Source organism: Pseudomonas sp. P108 (assembly GCF_032613195.1).
In the GTDB taxonomy this organism is placed as follows: domain Bacteria; phylum Pseudomonadota; class Gammaproteobacteria; order Pseudomonadales; family Pseudomonadaceae; genus Aquipseudomonas.
In genome coordinates this window covers 2694483-2710786 of sequence record NZ_CP126691.1, presented here as the reverse complement: position 1 = coordinate 2710786, position 16304 = coordinate 2694483, and the positions used below count along the sequence as shown (strand labels likewise).

The 16304-nt window shown below is 60.2% G+C and carries 16 protein-coding genes; 9 read left to right on the top strand and 7 right to left on the bottom strand.

Features of this window, described 5'->3' with window-relative positions; all coding sequences use genetic code 11:
• Nucleotides 1–3: 3 nt before the first annotated feature.
• The 4 genes from QOM10_RS12020 to QOM10_RS12005 all read right to left on the bottom strand — a co-directional run bounded on the left by QOM10_RS12020 (nucleotide 4) and on the right by QOM10_RS12005 (nucleotide 3420).
• Nucleotides 4–1710, bottom strand: coding sequence for a ShlB/FhaC/HecB family hemolysin secretion/activation protein (locus QOM10_RS12020; RefSeq protein WP_316918130.1), 1707 nt, complete (start codon nucleotides 1708–1710; stop codon nucleotides 4–6).
• A gap of 155 nt (nucleotides 1711–1865) precedes the next feature.
• Nucleotides 1866–2276, bottom strand: coding sequence for a lipocalin family protein (locus tag QOM10_RS12015; RefSeq protein ID WP_095050056.1), 411 nt, complete (start codon nucleotides 2274–2276; stop codon nucleotides 1866–1868).
• Between the two features lie 48 nt (nucleotides 2277–2324).
• Entirely contained in the window at nucleotides 2325–2873 is a 549-nt protein-coding gene (locus tag QOM10_RS12010; protein ID WP_160039499.1) for a hypothetical protein, read from the bottom strand.
• Nucleotides 2874–2970: 97 nt separating this feature from the next.
• Nucleotides 2971–3420, bottom strand: a complete 450-nt coding sequence (locus tag QOM10_RS12005) for a winged helix-turn-helix transcriptional regulator (RefSeq protein ID WP_095125772.1) — start codon at nucleotides 3418–3420, stop codon at nucleotides 2971–2973.
• Nucleotides 3421–3602: 182 nt separating this feature from the next.
• Here QOM10_RS12005 and QOM10_RS12000 point away from each other — a divergent pair, with 182 nt between their 5' ends.
• From QOM10_RS12000 to argE, 6 genes are all read left to right on the top strand, one after another.
• The gene (locus QOM10_RS12000; protein ID WP_160039497.1) at nucleotides 3603–4421 is read left to right on the top strand and encodes an alpha/beta fold hydrolase; all 819 of its coding nucleotides are present in this window, start codon (nucleotides 3603–3605) and stop codon (nucleotides 4419–4421) included.
• Between the two features lie 63 nt (nucleotides 4422–4484).
• A complete protein-coding gene (locus tag QOM10_RS11995) occupies nucleotides 4485–4751 on the top strand; it encodes a FecR/PupR family sigma factor regulator (RefSeq protein WP_160039495.1) in 267 nt (88 codons plus the stop codon).
• Between the two features lie 206 nt (nucleotides 4752–4957).
• Nucleotides 4958–6277 (top strand): NAD(P)/FAD-dependent oxidoreductase, encoded by a 1320-nt coding sequence (locus tag QOM10_RS11990; RefSeq protein ID WP_316918129.1) that lies wholly within the window; start codon nucleotides 4958–4960, stop codon nucleotides 6275–6277.
• 57 nt (nucleotides 6278–6334) lie between these two features.
• Nucleotides 6335–6751: a RidA family protein gene (locus QOM10_RS11985; RefSeq protein WP_127926852.1), complete on the top strand. Its 417-nt coding sequence runs from the start codon at nucleotides 6335–6337 to the stop codon at nucleotides 6749–6751.
• 121 nt (nucleotides 6752–6872) lie between these two features.
• Nucleotides 6873–7550 carry a DUF1028 domain-containing protein gene (locus QOM10_RS11980; protein ID WP_095050052.1) on the top strand — a complete coding sequence of 226 codons (678 nt, stop codon included), beginning with the start codon at nucleotides 6873–6875 and terminating at the stop codon, nucleotides 7548–7550.
• Nucleotides 7547–8695 carry an acetylornithine deacetylase gene (gene argE, locus QOM10_RS11975; RefSeq protein WP_316918128.1) on the top strand — a complete coding sequence of 383 codons (1149 nt, stop codon included), beginning with the start codon at nucleotides 7547–7549 and terminating at the stop codon, nucleotides 8693–8695. The genes QOM10_RS11980 and argE overlap by 4 nt, the downstream gene beginning before the upstream one ends.
• 18 nt (nucleotides 8696–8713) lie before the next feature.
• Here the strand turns inward: argE and QOM10_RS11970 are convergent, their stop codons facing one another.
• Nucleotides 8714–9625: a LysR family transcriptional regulator gene (locus tag QOM10_RS11970; RefSeq protein WP_316918127.1), complete on the bottom strand. Its 912-nt coding sequence runs from the start codon at nucleotides 9623–9625 to the stop codon at nucleotides 8714–8716.
• Between the two features lie 235 nt (nucleotides 9626–9860).
• On the opposite strand from QOM10_RS11970, the gene QOM10_RS11965 reads away from it, so the two are divergent.
• Both QOM10_RS11965 and QOM10_RS11960 read left to right on the top strand, forming a co-directional pair.
• On the top strand, nucleotides 9861–11276 hold the full coding sequence (locus QOM10_RS11965; RefSeq protein ID WP_316918126.1) for a cytosine permease: 1416 nt from the start codon (nucleotides 9861–9863) through the stop codon (nucleotides 11274–11276).
• A 100-nt stretch (nucleotides 11277–11376) separates the two neighbouring features.
• Nucleotides 11377–12000, top strand: a complete 624-nt coding sequence (locus QOM10_RS11960; protein WP_160039483.1) for a glutathione S-transferase family protein — start codon at nucleotides 11377–11379, stop codon at nucleotides 11998–12000.
• A 41-nt stretch (nucleotides 12001–12041) separates the two neighbouring features.
• On the opposite strand, the gene ptrR is transcribed toward QOM10_RS11960, so the two are convergent.
• Entirely contained in the window at nucleotides 12042–12920 is an 879-nt protein-coding gene (gene ptrR / locus QOM10_RS11955) for a putrescine utilization regulator PtrR (protein ID WP_026000443.1), read from the bottom strand.
• A 103-nt stretch (nucleotides 12921–13023) separates the two neighbouring features.
• Here ptrR and QOM10_RS11950 point away from each other — a divergent pair, with 103 nt between their 5' ends.
• Complete coding sequence (locus tag QOM10_RS11950) at nucleotides 13024–14415, top strand: aldehyde dehydrogenase family protein (protein WP_160039481.1); 1392 nt, start codon at nucleotides 13024–13026, stop codon at nucleotides 14413–14415.
• Between the two features lie 291 nt (nucleotides 14416–14706).
• Here the strand turns inward: QOM10_RS11950 and QOM10_RS11945 are convergent, their stop codons facing one another.
• The gene (locus QOM10_RS11945) at nucleotides 14707–16251 is read right to left on the bottom strand and encodes an MFS transporter (RefSeq protein WP_160039479.1); all 1545 of its coding nucleotides are present in this window, start codon (nucleotides 16249–16251) and stop codon (nucleotides 14707–14709) included.
• Nucleotides 16252–16304: the final 53 nt, after the last annotated feature.

Below are 16304 nucleotides of genomic sequence, written 5' to 3'. Positions count from 1 at the left end.
GTATTAGAGGAAGAAATCCAGACGGAAATAGATCGGTGCTTCACGCTCGGTCAGCGCGTCCGGGCGTTCCAGGGAATGGGCAAAGGTCACGCTGGCGGCGACGTGCTGACCACGGGCAAACAGGTCCAGCGAATTGCTCGACATGCGCCCGTGCTGATCGCCGTTATAGCGACCGTTCTGGATCACACCCTGGTCGTAACCGAGGCTAGTGCCGTATTCGGAGAACACCGGTTGCAGCCACTCGACAGTCACCGGACGACTCCAGCGCAGGTCATTGCGCCAGTAACCACCGCTGTCACCGGACAGCGACTGGTCCTTATAACCACGAATCGACGACGAGCCGCCAAGGCTGGTGCGTTGCGGGCTGAACAGCACGTCTTCACTGCGCTGGCCGGTCATCAGGCTGCTGAAGCTGAAGGACTCGCCCCACAGTTTGAACGGCTGCAGGTAGCTCAGGGTGGCGGTGTATTTGCGATAGCGCGCATTCGGCTCACCCGGTCCCGGATCATGGCTGCCTTGAGCGTCGAAGGCGCCAATGCCCTCTTGCATGCCGGCGTCAAAGTTGACGAAAGCACTGCCGACGCGGCGACCGTGGTTGAAGCCGAACTGCGCTTCGCTGATGCGGTTGCTGCTCAGTTTGAGCTTGCTGTCTTCGATGAAGTTATTGGTGCGCAGGTACGACAGGCCAGCGCTGAGCGAGGTTTTGCTGACGGCATCGCGGTGGATCACCCGCTCGGCGCGCAACTGATGGTTTTCGCTGTCGCCGGTCTGTTTGAAGTTGTAGAGGTTGGCGGCGATTTGCGAGCGGTATTCGCTCTGGCTATAGGTGTAGCTGAACGTCCACCAGCCCCACGGCAAACTGTAATTGAGCATGGCGTTACGCGAGGTGTGCTGATGGTCAGTCATCGCATCGTGACCACCGCGCAGGCTCAACTGATCGGCCAGGCCAAGCGGGCTGTCCCAGTCAAACGTGGTGCCCCACTGTTGCTCACCGGTGCTGCGCTGGCCGTCGTTGTTGCGTGACAGCCCGACTCGCCATGGCTTCTGCGGGGTGTTGTTGACCAGCACTGCACTGCCACCGACGTTCTGGCCGGGCGCCAGCTCCATTTTTGCCTGATTGGATGGCAGACGATTGAGCTGATCGACCATCTGCTCGATCTCGCGCAGATTGACCAGGTCACCGGTTTTGCCGGGAAAGGCCATGGCCAGTTCGCGCTCCGAGAGCTGGCTGTTTTCCGCGCCTTTCATGCCTTCAAGTTTGCCTTCGACCACCAGCACTTGCAGATGCCCGGAGGACAGATCCTGCTGCGGCAGGTAGGCGCGGCTGGTGACCAGGCCTTTCTCGATGTAGTGATCGGTGATGACTTTGAGCAGCTCGTTGAGCTGCGGCACACCGAGGCATTCACCGATATAGGGTTTGAGCAGACGAGTCTTGTCGCGCTCGGAAAGACTGTCGGCCCCTTTGAGTTCGATGTCTTTGATCGGGAAACAGCGGGTATCGGTGGGGGCTGCCGGTTGCGCAGGCTTGGCGTCCTTGCCGGGCAGGTCCTTGAGTTCTTCGAGGCGCCGCTGCTGCTCTTCGAGCAGGCGGTTCTGGCGGTCACGGATAAGGTCAGTGTCACCGGGGGTAGGAGCGGCGACGGCAATCTGAAGTGGAGACAGGCACAGCAAAGCTACGCACAACCTCGCCACGAGGGCGGGTGAGGACATGTTCGATCCCTCGAGACGAAAGTGACATCAAAATAGTGGCGCGATATTAGATGGCCATCATTTTGACGTCAAACAATCGTTTCGACCTTTTGTCGGGTTTGTATCAAGGATTGAACAAACGGGACCGTTGCAGCCCCGCAATGCTTCTGACTGGCTTACCCGCGAATACGGTGCTCATCAAAAGCATAATCTTCCTGGCAATCCGCCGAAGGGCCTTTCTCCACATTGACGTAATGCACCGTGTCAGCATCAGTAAGCTTGTAGGTGTAAACATCAGGTGCGGCGACGCCATTGGTTCTCAGCACACTTTTGCCATTGGTAGCTGTCCAGGTGCCATGCTCGGTTTGCACCTTCTGTGTCTGCTTGGCGTCGCGGAAAAAGGTGATGGAGAAAGTACCGTCGGCGTTGAACTGGTTTTTCCAGGACATGAACTGGCATTTGCCGTTTTCGTCGCGCTGACCTTTCCATGAACCGACCAGCGATGGGTCAACGACCGGCTTATTAGTGGCGCAGCCAGACAATGTCGCGGCCAGAATAATAAGTGCCAGGGAGAGATTCCGTTTCACAGGGTGTTTCCTTTTTTTCGATAAATTCAGTGCGCTGTGCGTGCCGACTCAACTCTTTACGAGCGTGCGCTGCCGGGGCTGAGTAACGTCATAAACGTGCTGTTCACAATGCTCACCGCTGAACTGGAACTCCACCTGGTAGACCTTGCCACGCTCGGGAGTGAAAACAGTGGTCAGCGGCCCGCAGGTATAAATACCTCCCGTAACCCGGCTGTTCGAATACCCCGAAACTTCAAAGGGCTTGTCGGCATCCGCTTGTGCCTCCACTTGCGGGAAGCGCTTGACCGTGGCGCTGTTCGCCACTTCATTGAGTTTGGCGATCCAGCCGAAAACATGGCCCCGACCTGAATCGACGACGGTGCCAAGGACCTCCATTCGACGGTCAGGATCATCCGCGCGCCGGATGGAAAACTCCACCGGATGGGTGCCACCGGAGGCTTTCATGATGACCTTGGCGTGCTGGTCATCCGTTGCCACTTTGTTCTGGCCTAGTTGAACACCATCTTTCAGCAGGCTTGGAGAAGAATCCCGAACATTGGAATGGCAGCCTGCCAGCGTAAAAATCACAGCCAGAGGCAGTAATGCGTGTTTATTCACGGACGAAGTTTCTCGATTAAGGACGGGCGCCAAGAATGACATCAAAATAGTGGCGCGATACTAGTTGGCCATCATTTTGGCGTCAAACCTTTGTTGGTCAGTGCTCAACACCCAGTCGCGTCGCAACGTCCTCCGGAGCCAGCGACCGACCATCGGCCGAGATCAATTCCAGCTTGCGAATCGGCTGACGATCCTTTGCATCAACCATCACCGACCCCGGCTCACCCGGCGCGTACATGAACTCGCCGCCCCACTGCGACAGCGCGACGATCACGGTCTGCAGGGCTTTGCCGCGCTCAGTCAGCACATACTCCTTATAGGCGCCGCCGTCGGCAGCTGGCATCGCCTGCAGAATCCCCTGCTCCACCAGCCCCTTGAGGCGCGCGCTGAGCATGTTCTTGGCGATATCCAGACTCTTCTGAAAATCATTGAAGCGACAGATGCCATCCAGCGCATCACGAATGATCAACAACGACCACCAGTCGCCGATCAGGTCCAGCGTCCGGGCGACCGGGCAGGCATTGCCCTGCAGGCTTTTGCGTTTCACGTAAACGTACTCCCTTTCAGTGGCCGAACGTGTGGCTTTGGGTTGCATCATACAACTCTGCAGCAGATCCACGACTGTGCCGGCGTAAAACCAGCACCTGCATACAAGTAGCCAGATCGCTTTGCGCTGATAGTGAATACCGCCATTTCGGCACTATCGCGAACCCTGAAGCAGGAGTTTCCATGAGCACTTTCACCACGCAAGACGGCACCGAGATTTACTTCAAGGATTGGGGCAGCGGTAAACCCGTGCTGTTCAGCCACGGCTGGCCGCTGGATGCCGACATGTGGGAATACCAGATGGAATACCTGAGCAGCCGTGGTTACCGCACCATCGCCTTCGACCGCCGTGGTTTCGGCCGTTCCGATCAGCCGTGGACCGGTTACGACTACGACACCTTCGCCGACGACATCGCGCAACTGATCAACCACCTGGACCTGCGCGACGTGACACTGGTGGGCTTCTCGATGGGTGGTGGCGACGTCAGCCGCTACATCGCCCGGCATGGCAGCGAGCGCGTTGCCGGCCTGGTGTTGTTGGGCGCGGTGACGCCGCTGTTCGGCAAGAAAGCCGACTTCCCACAGGGCGTCGATACCGCCGTGTTCGATGGCATCAAGGCTGGTTTGCTGCAAGATCGTGCGCAGTTCATCGCTGATTTCGCCGCGCCGTTCTACGGCACCAACCAGGGCCAGAAAGTCTCCGACGGCGTGCTCACGCAAACGCTGAACGTCGCCCTGCTGGCGTCGCTCAAAGGCACCGTGGATTGCGTCACCGCGTTCTCGGAAACCGACTTCCGTCCGGACATGGCGAAAATCGACGTGCCGACGTTGGTGATCCATGGCGACGGCGACCAGATCGTGCCGTTCGAAACCACCGGCAAACAGGCTGCTGCACAAATCAAAGGCGCCGAGTTGAAGGTTTACGCCGGGGCGCCACATGGCTTTGCGGTGACGCATGCGCAGGCATTGAATGAGGATTTGCTAGCGTTTCTCAAACGCTGAAAATTCGGCATTAAAAAAGTCCGTCGGCATCGGCTTGACGGACTTTTTTGTTACCCTCGTTCAATGACCCCTTCCGACCGCAACGAAATGGACGAAGACCTCTCTCTGCAAGCCGCCGATTGGTGCATGCGTCTGCACGATGACGATTGTCCGCCGGCTGTACGCCAGGATTTCCAGCGCTGGATAGAGCGCGACCCGCGCCACGCTTTCGAGTACGCCAAAATGCTCGATATCTGGGATCTCAGCGGCCAATTGCCGGATGAGCCCGAGACGGCGAAAAAACTCCTCACCGGTCATGGGCTGGCGCCACAACACAAGCGTGAAATTTAAGAGTCAGGTTCACCCCTCCCTTCCCGCCTGCAAAGCTGTAGCCCGCATGGTTAAAGGCTTTCGGCTCTCTGCATCAGAATTATATATTCACATCCCAGCTTAATAATATTTTACCGATACCCCCCCTCTCCCTAGTCTGACCTCAAGCCAAACGGACAAGCCAACAGCGGCCCGAATCCCACTGCCTTGCTAGGAAGGATGTAGAGATGACCCCTGAAATAATAAAAACAGACACGCTGATCGTGGGTGCCGGCCAGGCAGGCGTCGCCATGAGCGAGCACCTGAGCAAACTCGGCGTGCCGCACCTGGTGCTGGAGCGCAATCGCATTGCCGAACGCTGGCGCACCGGGCGCTGGGACTCGCTGGTGGCCAACGGCCCGGCGTGGCACGACCGCTTCCCCGGCCTGGAATTCGATGACGTCGACCCTGACGGTTTCGCCCCGAAAGAACGCGTCGCCGATTACTTCGAAGCCTATGCGAAGAAATTCAATGCGCCGATCCGCACCGGTGTGGAAGTGAAAAGCGTGGTGCGCAATGTCGGTCGTCCGGGGTTCACCGTCGAGACCTCCGAAGGCGTGATCGAAGCCAGCCGTGTGGTCGCCGCCACGGGCCCGTTTCAGAAACCGGTGATCCCGGCGATTGCCCCGCAAGACGAACGTCTGTTGCAGATCCATTCCGCTGACTACCGTAACCCGCAGCAATTGCCGGCGGGCGCCGTGCTTGTGGTCGGTGCCGGTTCTTCCGGCGTGCAGATCGCCGATGAGCTGCAGCGTTCCGGCAAGCAGGTTTACCTGTCGGTCGGCGCCCACGATCGCCCGCCTCGCGCTTACCGCAATCGGGATTTCTGCTGGTGGCTGGGCGTGCTCGGTGAGTGGGATCAAGCGGCGATGAAACCGGGGCGTGAGCACGTGACCATCGCAGTCAGCGGCGCCCATGGCGGTCGCACCATCGATTTCCGTGGTCTGGCCCATCGCGGCATGACCCTGGTCGGCGTTACCGAATCGTTCAATAACGGCGTGGTGAGCTTCAAGCAGGACCTCGTCGGCAACCTCACTCGCGGCGACGAGAATTATCTGGCGTTGCTGGATGCTGCCGACGCCTACATCGAGCGCAACGGTCTGGATCTGCCGGAAGAACCTGAGGCGCGCGAAACCTATCCGGACCCCGAGTGCGTGAAAAATCCGCTGGCCGATCTGGATCTGGCCAAGGCTGGCGTCACCTCGATCATCTGGGCCACCGGGTTTGCCGTGGATTATTCGTGGCTGCAGGTCGCGGCGTTCGATGACAAGGGCAAGCCTGTGCATCAGCGCGGCGTGTCGAGTGAGCCGGGCGTGTATTTCCTTGGTTTGCCGTGGCAGTCGCGTCGTGGTTCGTCGTTCATCTGGGGCGTGTGGCACGACGCCAAGCACGTCGCCGATCACATCGCCACCCAGCGCAAGTATCTGGACTATCGCGATGCCGAGCAGCGTGAAGCCGCACTGCATTCGAACGCCCACAACAAGGCCGCTGACACCGTCGACGCTTGATGTCCTTTTCGCTCCGGCGCCGATTGCGCCGGGCAACCTCTCTTTCAGGAGCTGCACATGAGCAAGCCAACCCACACTCGCATCCGCATGTTCAACACCAAAGACACCTACCCGAACCAGACGCTGGACAACGACCTGTGCCAGGCCGTGCGTGCAGGCAACACCGTGTATGTCCGTGGGCAGGTCGGCACTGATTTCGACGGCAATCTGATCGGTCTGGGTGATCCGCGTGCGCAGGCTGAACAGGCCATGCGCAACGTCAAGCAACTGCTCGAAGAAGCCGGCAGCGACATGAGCCACATCGTCAAAACCACCACCTACCTGATCGACCCGCGTTACCGCGAGGCGGTGTATGGCGAAGTCGGCAAGTGGCTCAAAGGTGTGTTCCCGATTTCCACCGGACTGGTGGTGTCGGCGCTCGGGCAGCCGCAGTGGCTGATGGAGATTGATGTGATTGCGGTGATTCCTGAGTAAGGCATCACACCGAGTCGCGGCCTTCGCGAGCAGGCTCGCTCCCACATTTGAAATGCATTCCAAATGTGGGAGCGAGCCTGCTCGCGAAGAGGCCAGTCCAGACACACAAGGAGTTCATTAGATGACCTTTTCAATCACAGCCCGCTGCGCCGAAACCGGCCAGTTCGGGGTCGCCATCAGTTCCTCCAGCATCGCCGTGGGTGCCCGTTGCCCGTGGCTGCTGCCAGGCGTTGGCGCGGTGTCGAGCCAGAACATCACCCTGCCCTCCCTCGGCCCGGAAGTCCTTGCGCTGATGGAGCAAGGCCTGGCCCCCGATGATGCGCTGGATAAAGTCCTCACCCGCAACGGCTACAGCCAGTACCGCCAGATCACCGCAATCAACCACCTCGGCCAGACCGCACATTTCAGCGGTGCGCAAACCCTCGGTGTGCACAACGCCGTCAGCGGCGAGCAGTGCGTCGCCGCCGGCAACATGCTCGCCGGGCGTTCGGTGATCGAAGCGATGGTCAGTGCTTTTGAGGACGGCGAAGGTCAACTCGCTGATCGTCTGCTCAAAGCCCTGCACGCCGCACAAGCGCTCGGTGGCGAAGCCGGCCCGGTGCATTCGGCCGCGGTCGTGGTGGTCGGCGAACAGACCTGGCCGATCGTCAACCTGCGCGTGGATTGGGCTGATGAAGACCCGATCGGTCAGTTGCAAAAACTCTGGAACGCTTACGAGCCGCAGCTTCAGGACTACATCGACCGCGCCCTCGATCCGGCCAAGGCGCCGGGTTATGGCGTGGCCGGTGATGACCGATGAACAGCGTCGAGTTGCTCAAAGTGCTGGTGGGGTTCGATACCACCAGCCGTGAATCCAACTTGCAACTGATCGAATTCGTTCGCGATTACCTCGAAGGTTTCGACGTACCGTGCGCGCTGATCTACAACGATGAGCGCAGCAAAGCCAACCTGTTCGCCACGATCGGCCCGGTGGATCAACCGGGCATTGTGCTGTCCGGGCACACCGATGTGGTGCCGGTCGATGGCCAGCCGTGGACGCTGCCGCCGTTCGAATTGACCGAGCGCGACGGCAAGGTTTTCGGGCGCGGTACCGCGGACATGAAGGGTTATATCGCCTGTGTGCTGGCGTTGGTGCCGGCGCTGGTGCAGGCGTCGTTGCGCCTGCCGGTGCATATTGCCCTGTCTTATGACGAAGAAGTCGGCTGCCTCGGCGTGCGCTCGTTGCTTGAGGTCTTGCAGCGACGCCCGATCAAACCGTTGCTGTGCATCATCGGCGAGCCGACTGAGCTGAAACCGGTGCTCGGCCACAAGGGCAAACTGGCGATGCGCTGCGATGTGCACGGCCATCCGTGCCATTCGGCCTATGCGCCGCTCGGGGTCAACGCGATTGAATACGCCGCCGAACTGATCGCTGAACTGGGTCGGCTCGGCCAGCAGTTGAAAGCGCCGGAGCATCACGATGCGCGCTTCGATCCGCCTTACAGCACGGTGCAGACCGGTGTGATCAGCGGCGGTAAGGCCTTGAATATCGTCCCGGCCGATTGCCGATTCGACTTCGAAATCCGCGCCCTGCCCTCGCAGGATCCGGCGCTGGTTGCCGAGGCGCTGAAAGCCTATGCCGAGCGCGAAGTACTGCCGCGTATGCGCGCCGTCAGTGCACAAAGCGATATCCGCTTCAGCGCCTTGTCGGCGTATCCGGGGCTGGCCACAGATGCGCAGAGTCAGGCAGCCGAGTTGATTTCGGCTTTTTGCGGCTCGAAGGATTTCGGCACCGTAGCATTCGGTACCGAGGGTGGACTGTTTGATGCGGTGGGGATTCCCACGGTGGTCTGCGGCCCCGGCAGCATGGACCAGGGCCATAAACCCGATGAGTTTGTCAGCCTCGATCAACTGCAAGCCTGCGATGCCATGCTGCAACGAATGCTGGCGTTTATCAGCCTCTGACTATCGGCCCGACGGCACTCACGGGTGCAGCCGGGCCAACTCTTCGCGGCAATGATCGACAAACAACTGCACCGGTTTGGTCAGTTGCACCCGCCGCAGCCAGGCTGCAGACAATCCCGATCCGGTGACGTTTTCCGCCAGCGGCACACAGACGACTTGCTGACCGTCGTAGGTGTAGTCGCTGAACGGTTTGGTCACCAGAATCGAAAAGCCGAAACCGTTGCCGACCATGCCGCGCACCATTTCGATCGACGGTGAGCTGAAGACGATATTCGGCGCCAGCCCGCGCTCTTCGAAAATGCTCACGAAATAGGTGCGGCTCGGCACTACATCGAGCAGGATCATCGGTTCCAGCACCAGATCATGCAGCGAAACTTTCGCCTGTTGCGCGAAGCGATGGCTGGCCGGCAACAACGCATAAGGCTGTTGCGGCGGCATCAGCGGTGCGGTTTCGATGGTGCTGTCCAGATCGTGCTCGAACATCATCGCCACATCGATACTGCCGGCGGTCAGCGCTTGCACCAACTCCTGTTGCTCACCGTCACGAATGCGGATTTCCACCCCCGGCCAACGCGCCTTGAACCCGGCGATCAGGCGCGGCAGATACAGCGGCGCGACGGTTTCGAAACAGCCGATATCGATCTGCCCCGCGACCACGTCGTTGTCGGCCAAAGCGTTCTGCTCGAACTCATGGGCCACCCGCAGCAGTTCCAGCGCCTTGCGATAAAAGCGCGAGCCACTCGGCGTCAGGGAAACCCCTTGGGCGTGATGGCGGATAAATAACTGCACCCCAAAGCTTTCTTCCAGATGTTTGATCGCGGTCGATACCGACGGCTGCGCGATGTAGAGCTTGCGCGAGGCCTCGGCGACGCTGCCGCAGTCGGCGGTAGTGACGAAGTACTTGAGCTGGCGCAGGTTGTAGGCGGCCATGTGAGTCTCCAAAAGAGCGCGGGTGTTCGCCCTGTTTCCCTGGCGCACGATCAGGTTTGAACATACCGGACGCCCGCGCCATCCGAAGCATATTTTTTTTAAGGTCTGAAGCAACAAACTTACTAATTTATCTATCCCGACGCTTTGCACATGATCACTTCAACAAGAAATGCGCCGCCCGTGCCGGCGCTTGCCGAAGTACGTCCACGTACTCATCCTTGCCTTGGAGTTCGTCATGGCTACCCCTGCAGCATCCTCCGCTCCGCTGATTGAAAAACACACGATAGGATACGTGCCCCCCGAAGATCGCCACGGAAAGGTCAGGGATCTGTTCACGCTCTGGTTCGGCGGCAACATCGCGCCGTTGCCCATCGTCACCGGTGCGCTGGGCGTGCAGTTGTTCCACTTGAATCTGGTCTGGGGCATCGTCGCGATTCTCGTCGGCCATCTGGTCGGCGGCGTGCTCATGGCGCTGCACTCGGCTCAAGGCCCGCAGATGGGCATTCCGCAAATGATTCAGAGCCGCGCCCAGTTCGGCTCCCTCGGCGCGTTGCTGGTGGTGTTGATTGCCGGCGTCATGTACATCGGCTTTTTCGCCTCCAACATCGTGCTGGCCGGCAAGTCATTGCACGGCGTGGTCGACATCGTTCCCGTGCCGGTCGGCATCGTTATTGGCGCAGTCGGTTCGGGGATCATCGGCATCATCGGTTACCGCTTCATCCACGTGCTCAACCGCATCGGCACCTGGGTGTTAGGGATCGGTATCGTGGTCGGCTTCGGCTACATCTTCACCCACATTCAAACCGATGACTTCCTCACTCGCGGCAGCTTCAACCTGTCCGGCTGGCTCGCCACCGTGTCGCTGGCGGCGTTGTGGCAGATCGCGTTTGCGCCTTACGTGTCCGACTATTCGCGTTACTTGCCGGCGGACGTAAAAGTCTCGTCGACATTCTGGACGACGTATCTGGGTTCGGCGCTGGGCTCGAGTCTGGCGTTCATCTTCGGTGCCGTCGCTGTGCTGGCGACGCCTGTGGGCATGGACACCATGGACGCGGTGAAACTCGCCACCGGCTCGATCGGCCCGCTGATGCTGGTGCTGTTCCTGCTCAGCGTGATCAGTCACAACGCTCTCAACCTGTACGGCGCGGTGCTGTCGCTGATCACCCTGGTGCAGACCTTCGCCTACCGCTGGATCCCCACCGCCAAGAGCCGCGCAGTGATCTCGATCATTGTGTTGCTGGCTTGCTGCTTCGCCGCCGTCGGCGCCTCGAAAGACTTTATCGGCCACTTCGTCGACATGGTGCTGGTGTTGCTGGTGGTGTTGGTGCCGTGGACGGCGATCAACCTGATCGACTTCTACGCAATCCACAAAGGCCAGTACGACATCCAGTCGATCTTCCAGGTCGATGGCGGCATCTACGGCCGCTACAACCCGCAGGCGCTGCTGGCCTACGCGATCGGCATCGCCGTGCAGATCCCGTTCATGAACACGCCGCTGTACGTCGGCCCGGTGTCGGCACACATCAACGGCGCGGATCTGTCGTGGCTGGTGGGACTGCTGGTGACCTCGCCGTTGTACTTCTGGCTGGCGAATCGGGATACGTCCTACCGTCGGCGGATGATGGGCGGGAAACTGGCGAGCAGTCTGTGAGATTGATTTGATGAAAAACCAAGGCCCGCTTAGTGCGGGCCTTCTTTATTTCGGTATGGTATTTCTTCAAGTCTGAAGACTCTGAGGAAAGGGACATCCAATGCTGCGAATACTCGGTAAAGCCTCATCGATCAACGTGCGCAAAGTGCTGTGGACATGCGCTGAATTGCAGATTCCCTTCACGCGGGAAGACTGGGGGTCAGGGTTCAAATCGACCAACGATGCGGCGTTTCTCGCGCTGAATCCCTGCGCCATGGTGCCGGTGATTCAGGACGGTGATTTCACGCTGTGGGAGTCGAACACGATCATTCGTTATCTGGTATCGCGCTACGACGGCGCGCAGTTTTATCCGACGGAGCCGATGGCTCGGGCGCGGATTGATCAGTGGATCGACTGGCAGGCTTCGGAGCTGAATCGCTCGTGGTCGTATGCGTTTTTGTCGCTGGTGCGGCAATCGCCGGAGCATCAGGACAGCGCGGCGCTGGCCGTCGGAATCGAGCAATGGTCGAAGAACATGGCGATCCTTGATCGACAGTTGGAGTCGACCGGTGCCTACGTCAGCGGAGAGACATTTTCACTGGCAGATATCCCGATCGGACTGTCGGTGAACCGATGGTTCGAAACACCACTCAAGCATCCACACTTGCCCGCCGTCAGTGCCTACTACGACCGTTTGCAGCAACGCGACGGCTATCGCCTGTACGGCCGCAACGGCACGCCATAACGAAAAAACCGCTGCGCCCAAGGGCAGCGGTTGTGCAGCATTTACTCCTCAGCCCGCACCACCCCGCGCTCTTCCAGCAAGCGCACAAACATGCTCAGACTGCGCGACACCGTGCCCCGCCGCCACACCAGCCACGTGGTCAGATAGCGAAAATCCGCCGCCAACGGCCAGACGCTGACGGTAGCGCTGCCGGGCATGCTCTGCAGCATTTTGCGCGGCATCAGCGCCAGTCCGGCGCCGGCGCTGACACAGGCGAGCATGCCGTGGTACGACTCCATTTCGAAGATCTTGCCCGGCACAGCGGCATCGGTGCTGAACCATTTTTCAAAGTGGTGACGGTAGGAACAGTTGGAGCGGAAGGCATAGATATTCTCGCCATTCACATCCGCTGCACGTTTTACGGGGGCGTGATTGAGCGGCGCGATAATGACCATTTCTTCCTCGAATGCCGGCACGCCTTCCAGCGTCGGATGCAGCACCGGGCCGTCGACAAACGCTGCGGCGAGGCGCCCGGAGAGCACGCCATCGATCATCGTGCCGGACGGTCCGGTGGACAGATCGAGATCGACTTTCGGGTGCAACTGGTTGTACGCCGCGAGCAACTCGGGAATGCGCACCGCCGCCGTACTTTCCAGCGAGCCTAACGGAAATGCGCCCTGCGGCTCCTCCCCCGCCACCGTGGCCCGAGCCTCCTGCACCAGATCGAGAATCCGTCGCGCGTATTCGAGAAAACTCCATCCCGCCGGTGACAAACGCAGACGGCTTTTCTCGCGGATAAACAGATCCACCCCGAGATCCTGCTCAAGCTGCTTGATCCGCGTGGTCAGGTTCGACGGCACGCGATGGATCTGCGCGGCGGCGGCGCTGATGCTGCCGTGTTCGGCAACGGCTTTGAAGATTTCCAGCTGCACCAGATCCACAGTCATTCTCCAATCGTGAAAGAAACGATCTTTATTATTCAGTTTCCAGAAAACAAACACCACCCTACTCTAGGCTCATCCGACGAACCTGCAGGACGATGCCATGAGCCAGATTTCCAGCCAGACCCACGCCATCTCGATCAATCCCGCCAACGGCGAGCAGATCGGTCATTACGCGTTTGAATCCGCTGCCGCCCTCGACGCCGCGATGACCCGCGCTGCCTATGGCTTTGGCAAGTGGAAGCGCAAGCCGTTGCAGGATCGCTCGCGTTTGTTGAGCGCCCTCGCCGGTGCGCTGCGTGAAACCAGCGAAGCCATGGCCACAATGATCACCCTGGAAATGGGTAAGCCGATTGCTCAAGCCCGTGGTGAAATCGAGAAATGCGCCAAGCTCTGCGAGTGGTACGCCGAACACGGCCCGGCGATGCTCGACGCTGAGCCGACGCAGGTTGAAGGTGGCAAGGCGCGCATCGAGTACCGTCCGCTCGGCCCGATTCTCGCGGTGATGCCGTGGAACTTCCCGATCTGGCAGGTATTGCGCGGTGCCGTTCCGGCGCTGATTGCCGGTAACACTTACGTGCTCAAGCACGCGCCGAACGTGATGGGCAGCGCCTATCTGCTGCGCGATGCCTTTACCCGCGCCGGTTTCGCTGAAGGCGTGTTTGAAGTGATCAACGTCACCCCGGAAGGCGTTTCCACCGCCATCGCTGACCCACGCATTGCCGCCGTGACGCTGACCGGCAGCGTGCGTGCCGGTATGGCGATCGGTGCTCAGGCCGGTGCCGCACTGAAGAAATGCGTGCTGGAACTGGGCGGTTCCGATCCGTTTATCGTGCTCAACGATGCGGATATCGACGAAGCCGTGCAGGCAGCAGTCATCGGCCGCTATCAGAACTCGGGGCAAGTCTGCGCAGCGGCCAAGCGTCTGATCATCGAAGAAGGCGTGGTCGAAGCATTCACCCGCAAGTTCGTCGAAGCCACGCGCAAGTTGAAGGTCGGTGATCCGCTGTCCGCCGACACCTACATCGGCCCGATGGCGCGTTTTGATCTGCGTGATGAACTCGACCAGCAAGTGCGTGACACCCTGGAAGAAGGCGCGACCCTGCTACTCGGCGGCGGCAAGTCCGAAGGCCCGGGCAACTACTACGAACCGACCGTGCTGGCCGACGTCACCGACCGCATGACCTCGTTCAAACAGGAACTGTTCGGCCCGGTCGCGTCGATCATCACCGCCCGCGATTGCGCGCATGCCGTGGCCCTGGCCAACGACAGCGAATTCGGCCTGACCGCGACGATCTACACCGCCAACGTGGCACTGGCCCAGCAACTGACCAGCGAACTGGACACCGGCGGCGTGTTCATCAACGGCTACTCGGCCAGCGATCCGCGCGTGACCTTTGGTGGTGTGAAGAAGAGCGGCTTCGGTCGTGAGCTGTCGCACTTCGGCGTGCGCGAATTCTGCAACGCCCAGACCGTTTGGCTGGATCGCAAATAATCCACACACCGGAAAACCCTGTAGGCCTTCGCCTGCTCGCGATGAGGCCGGTCCAGTCAACATCTGCATTGTCTGACTCACCGCTTTCGCGAGCAGGCTCGCTCCCACAGGGATTCGCGGACAGATTGAAAATAGGTGGCTTGGCACAATCCAAAGTGGGAGCGAGCTTGCTCGCGAAGCGGGAGTGTCAGTCAACACATCCGTTGCTGACTCACCGCTTTCGCGAGCAGGCTCGCTCCCACAGGGATTTGCAGACAGATTGAAAATAGGTGGCTCGCCCCCACAGTGGGTTTATGCGGCAGCCTGTTGTGGTGCTGCGACGCTGCGATCCTTGCTCAACAACCCCAGCACCACCGCCGCCGACACCAGCGTGATCACCGTCAGGATGTGCAGCAGATACTGAAACGCCGCAGCGTACCCTTCTACCAGACGTCCGTTGGCCAGCCCCGGAACGGTGTTGATCGCATGCGCCATATCGCCGGTGGTCACCCGGTGCGCGGTCTCGGCAATCAGCGACGCCTCGGCACTGCCCGCCAGCGCGTGCACGGCACTCGACAGATCAGCGTGGAGCAATGACGCCAGCAGTGCCGCGACAATCGCCAAGGCAATGCCCTCTCCCGCCACTCGCACAGTACTGAAGATGCCCGCTGCCATGCCGGCGCGTTCTTTCGGCACGACGCTGACCGACAATCCATCCATCAGCCCCCACGGCAAACCGGCGCCAATACCGATCAGCAGCATCGGCACCACCAGCGCAAATTTCGCGTCACCTACGTTGTACAGGCTCAGCCAATGCAGGCCCACGGCGGCAATCAGGAAGCCGGCACCGGACAAGATGCCGGCGGAAACGAAGCGCGCCATCGATGCGGCTAGCATCGGTACCACCAGCATCGGCGCCGACAACGCCAGCAACAGCAGACCGGCGTCGATCTCGCTCAGGCCCTCAACGCCGATAAAGCGCAGCGGCAACATCACCACCAGCACGATGTAGCAGAAACAAGTGCCGATCGGCAGCATCTGCACGCCAATGAATCGCGGATAACGGAACAGGGTCAGATCGAGCATCGGCCGCTCGACACGCATTTCGACGATCACGAAAGCTGCCAGCAACACGGCCGAAGCGCCCAGCAAACCGATCACCTGCGGACTGTCCCAACCACTGTCCGGTGCCTGGATCAGGCCAAACGTGAACAGCGCCAGCATTGCGCTGAACAGCAGCGTGCCCGGCCAGTCCAGCCCTTTGGCATCCGGGTCGCGGGTTTCGCGCATACGCGGCACCCCGAAAACCAACGCGATGATTCCAATCAACGCGGTGAAGACAAAAATCGCCCGCCAGTTGAACGCCTCGATCAGCGCGCCCGCCACCAGCGGCCCGAAGGCCAGACCGATGCCGAACGTCGTGCCGAGTACGCTGTACGCCCGGGTCCGGGCATGCCCCTCGAACTCTTGCGCCAGTGCCGCCGAACCGCTGGCCAGCGCCGCTGCCCCCGCCACACCTTGAACGGCACGCAACACGTCCAGCCAGAACACCGAAGGCGCCAGACTCTGCGCGATCGAGGCGGCGGTAAACAGCAACATGCCGTAGGTGAACAGGCGTTTGCGTCCGTACACGTCAGCCAATGCGCCGGCGGCCATCAGCAAACTGCCGAACGACAACATGAACGCATTGGTGATCCAGGTCAGCGCCACCGGACTGCCGCCCAAGTCACGGCCGATGGCCGGTGTCGCTACCGCGCCGCCAGTAAAACTTAACGGCAAGACCAGTGCCGAGAGGCACACGGCCGCGAGTATGAGCAACTTGTCGCGCGTTCCGTGCGGCTGAGTCAAAGAAATCATTCGTTCCATCCTTTGAGAAATCACAAAGCTGCGTCACGCAGCGAATAAGGCGC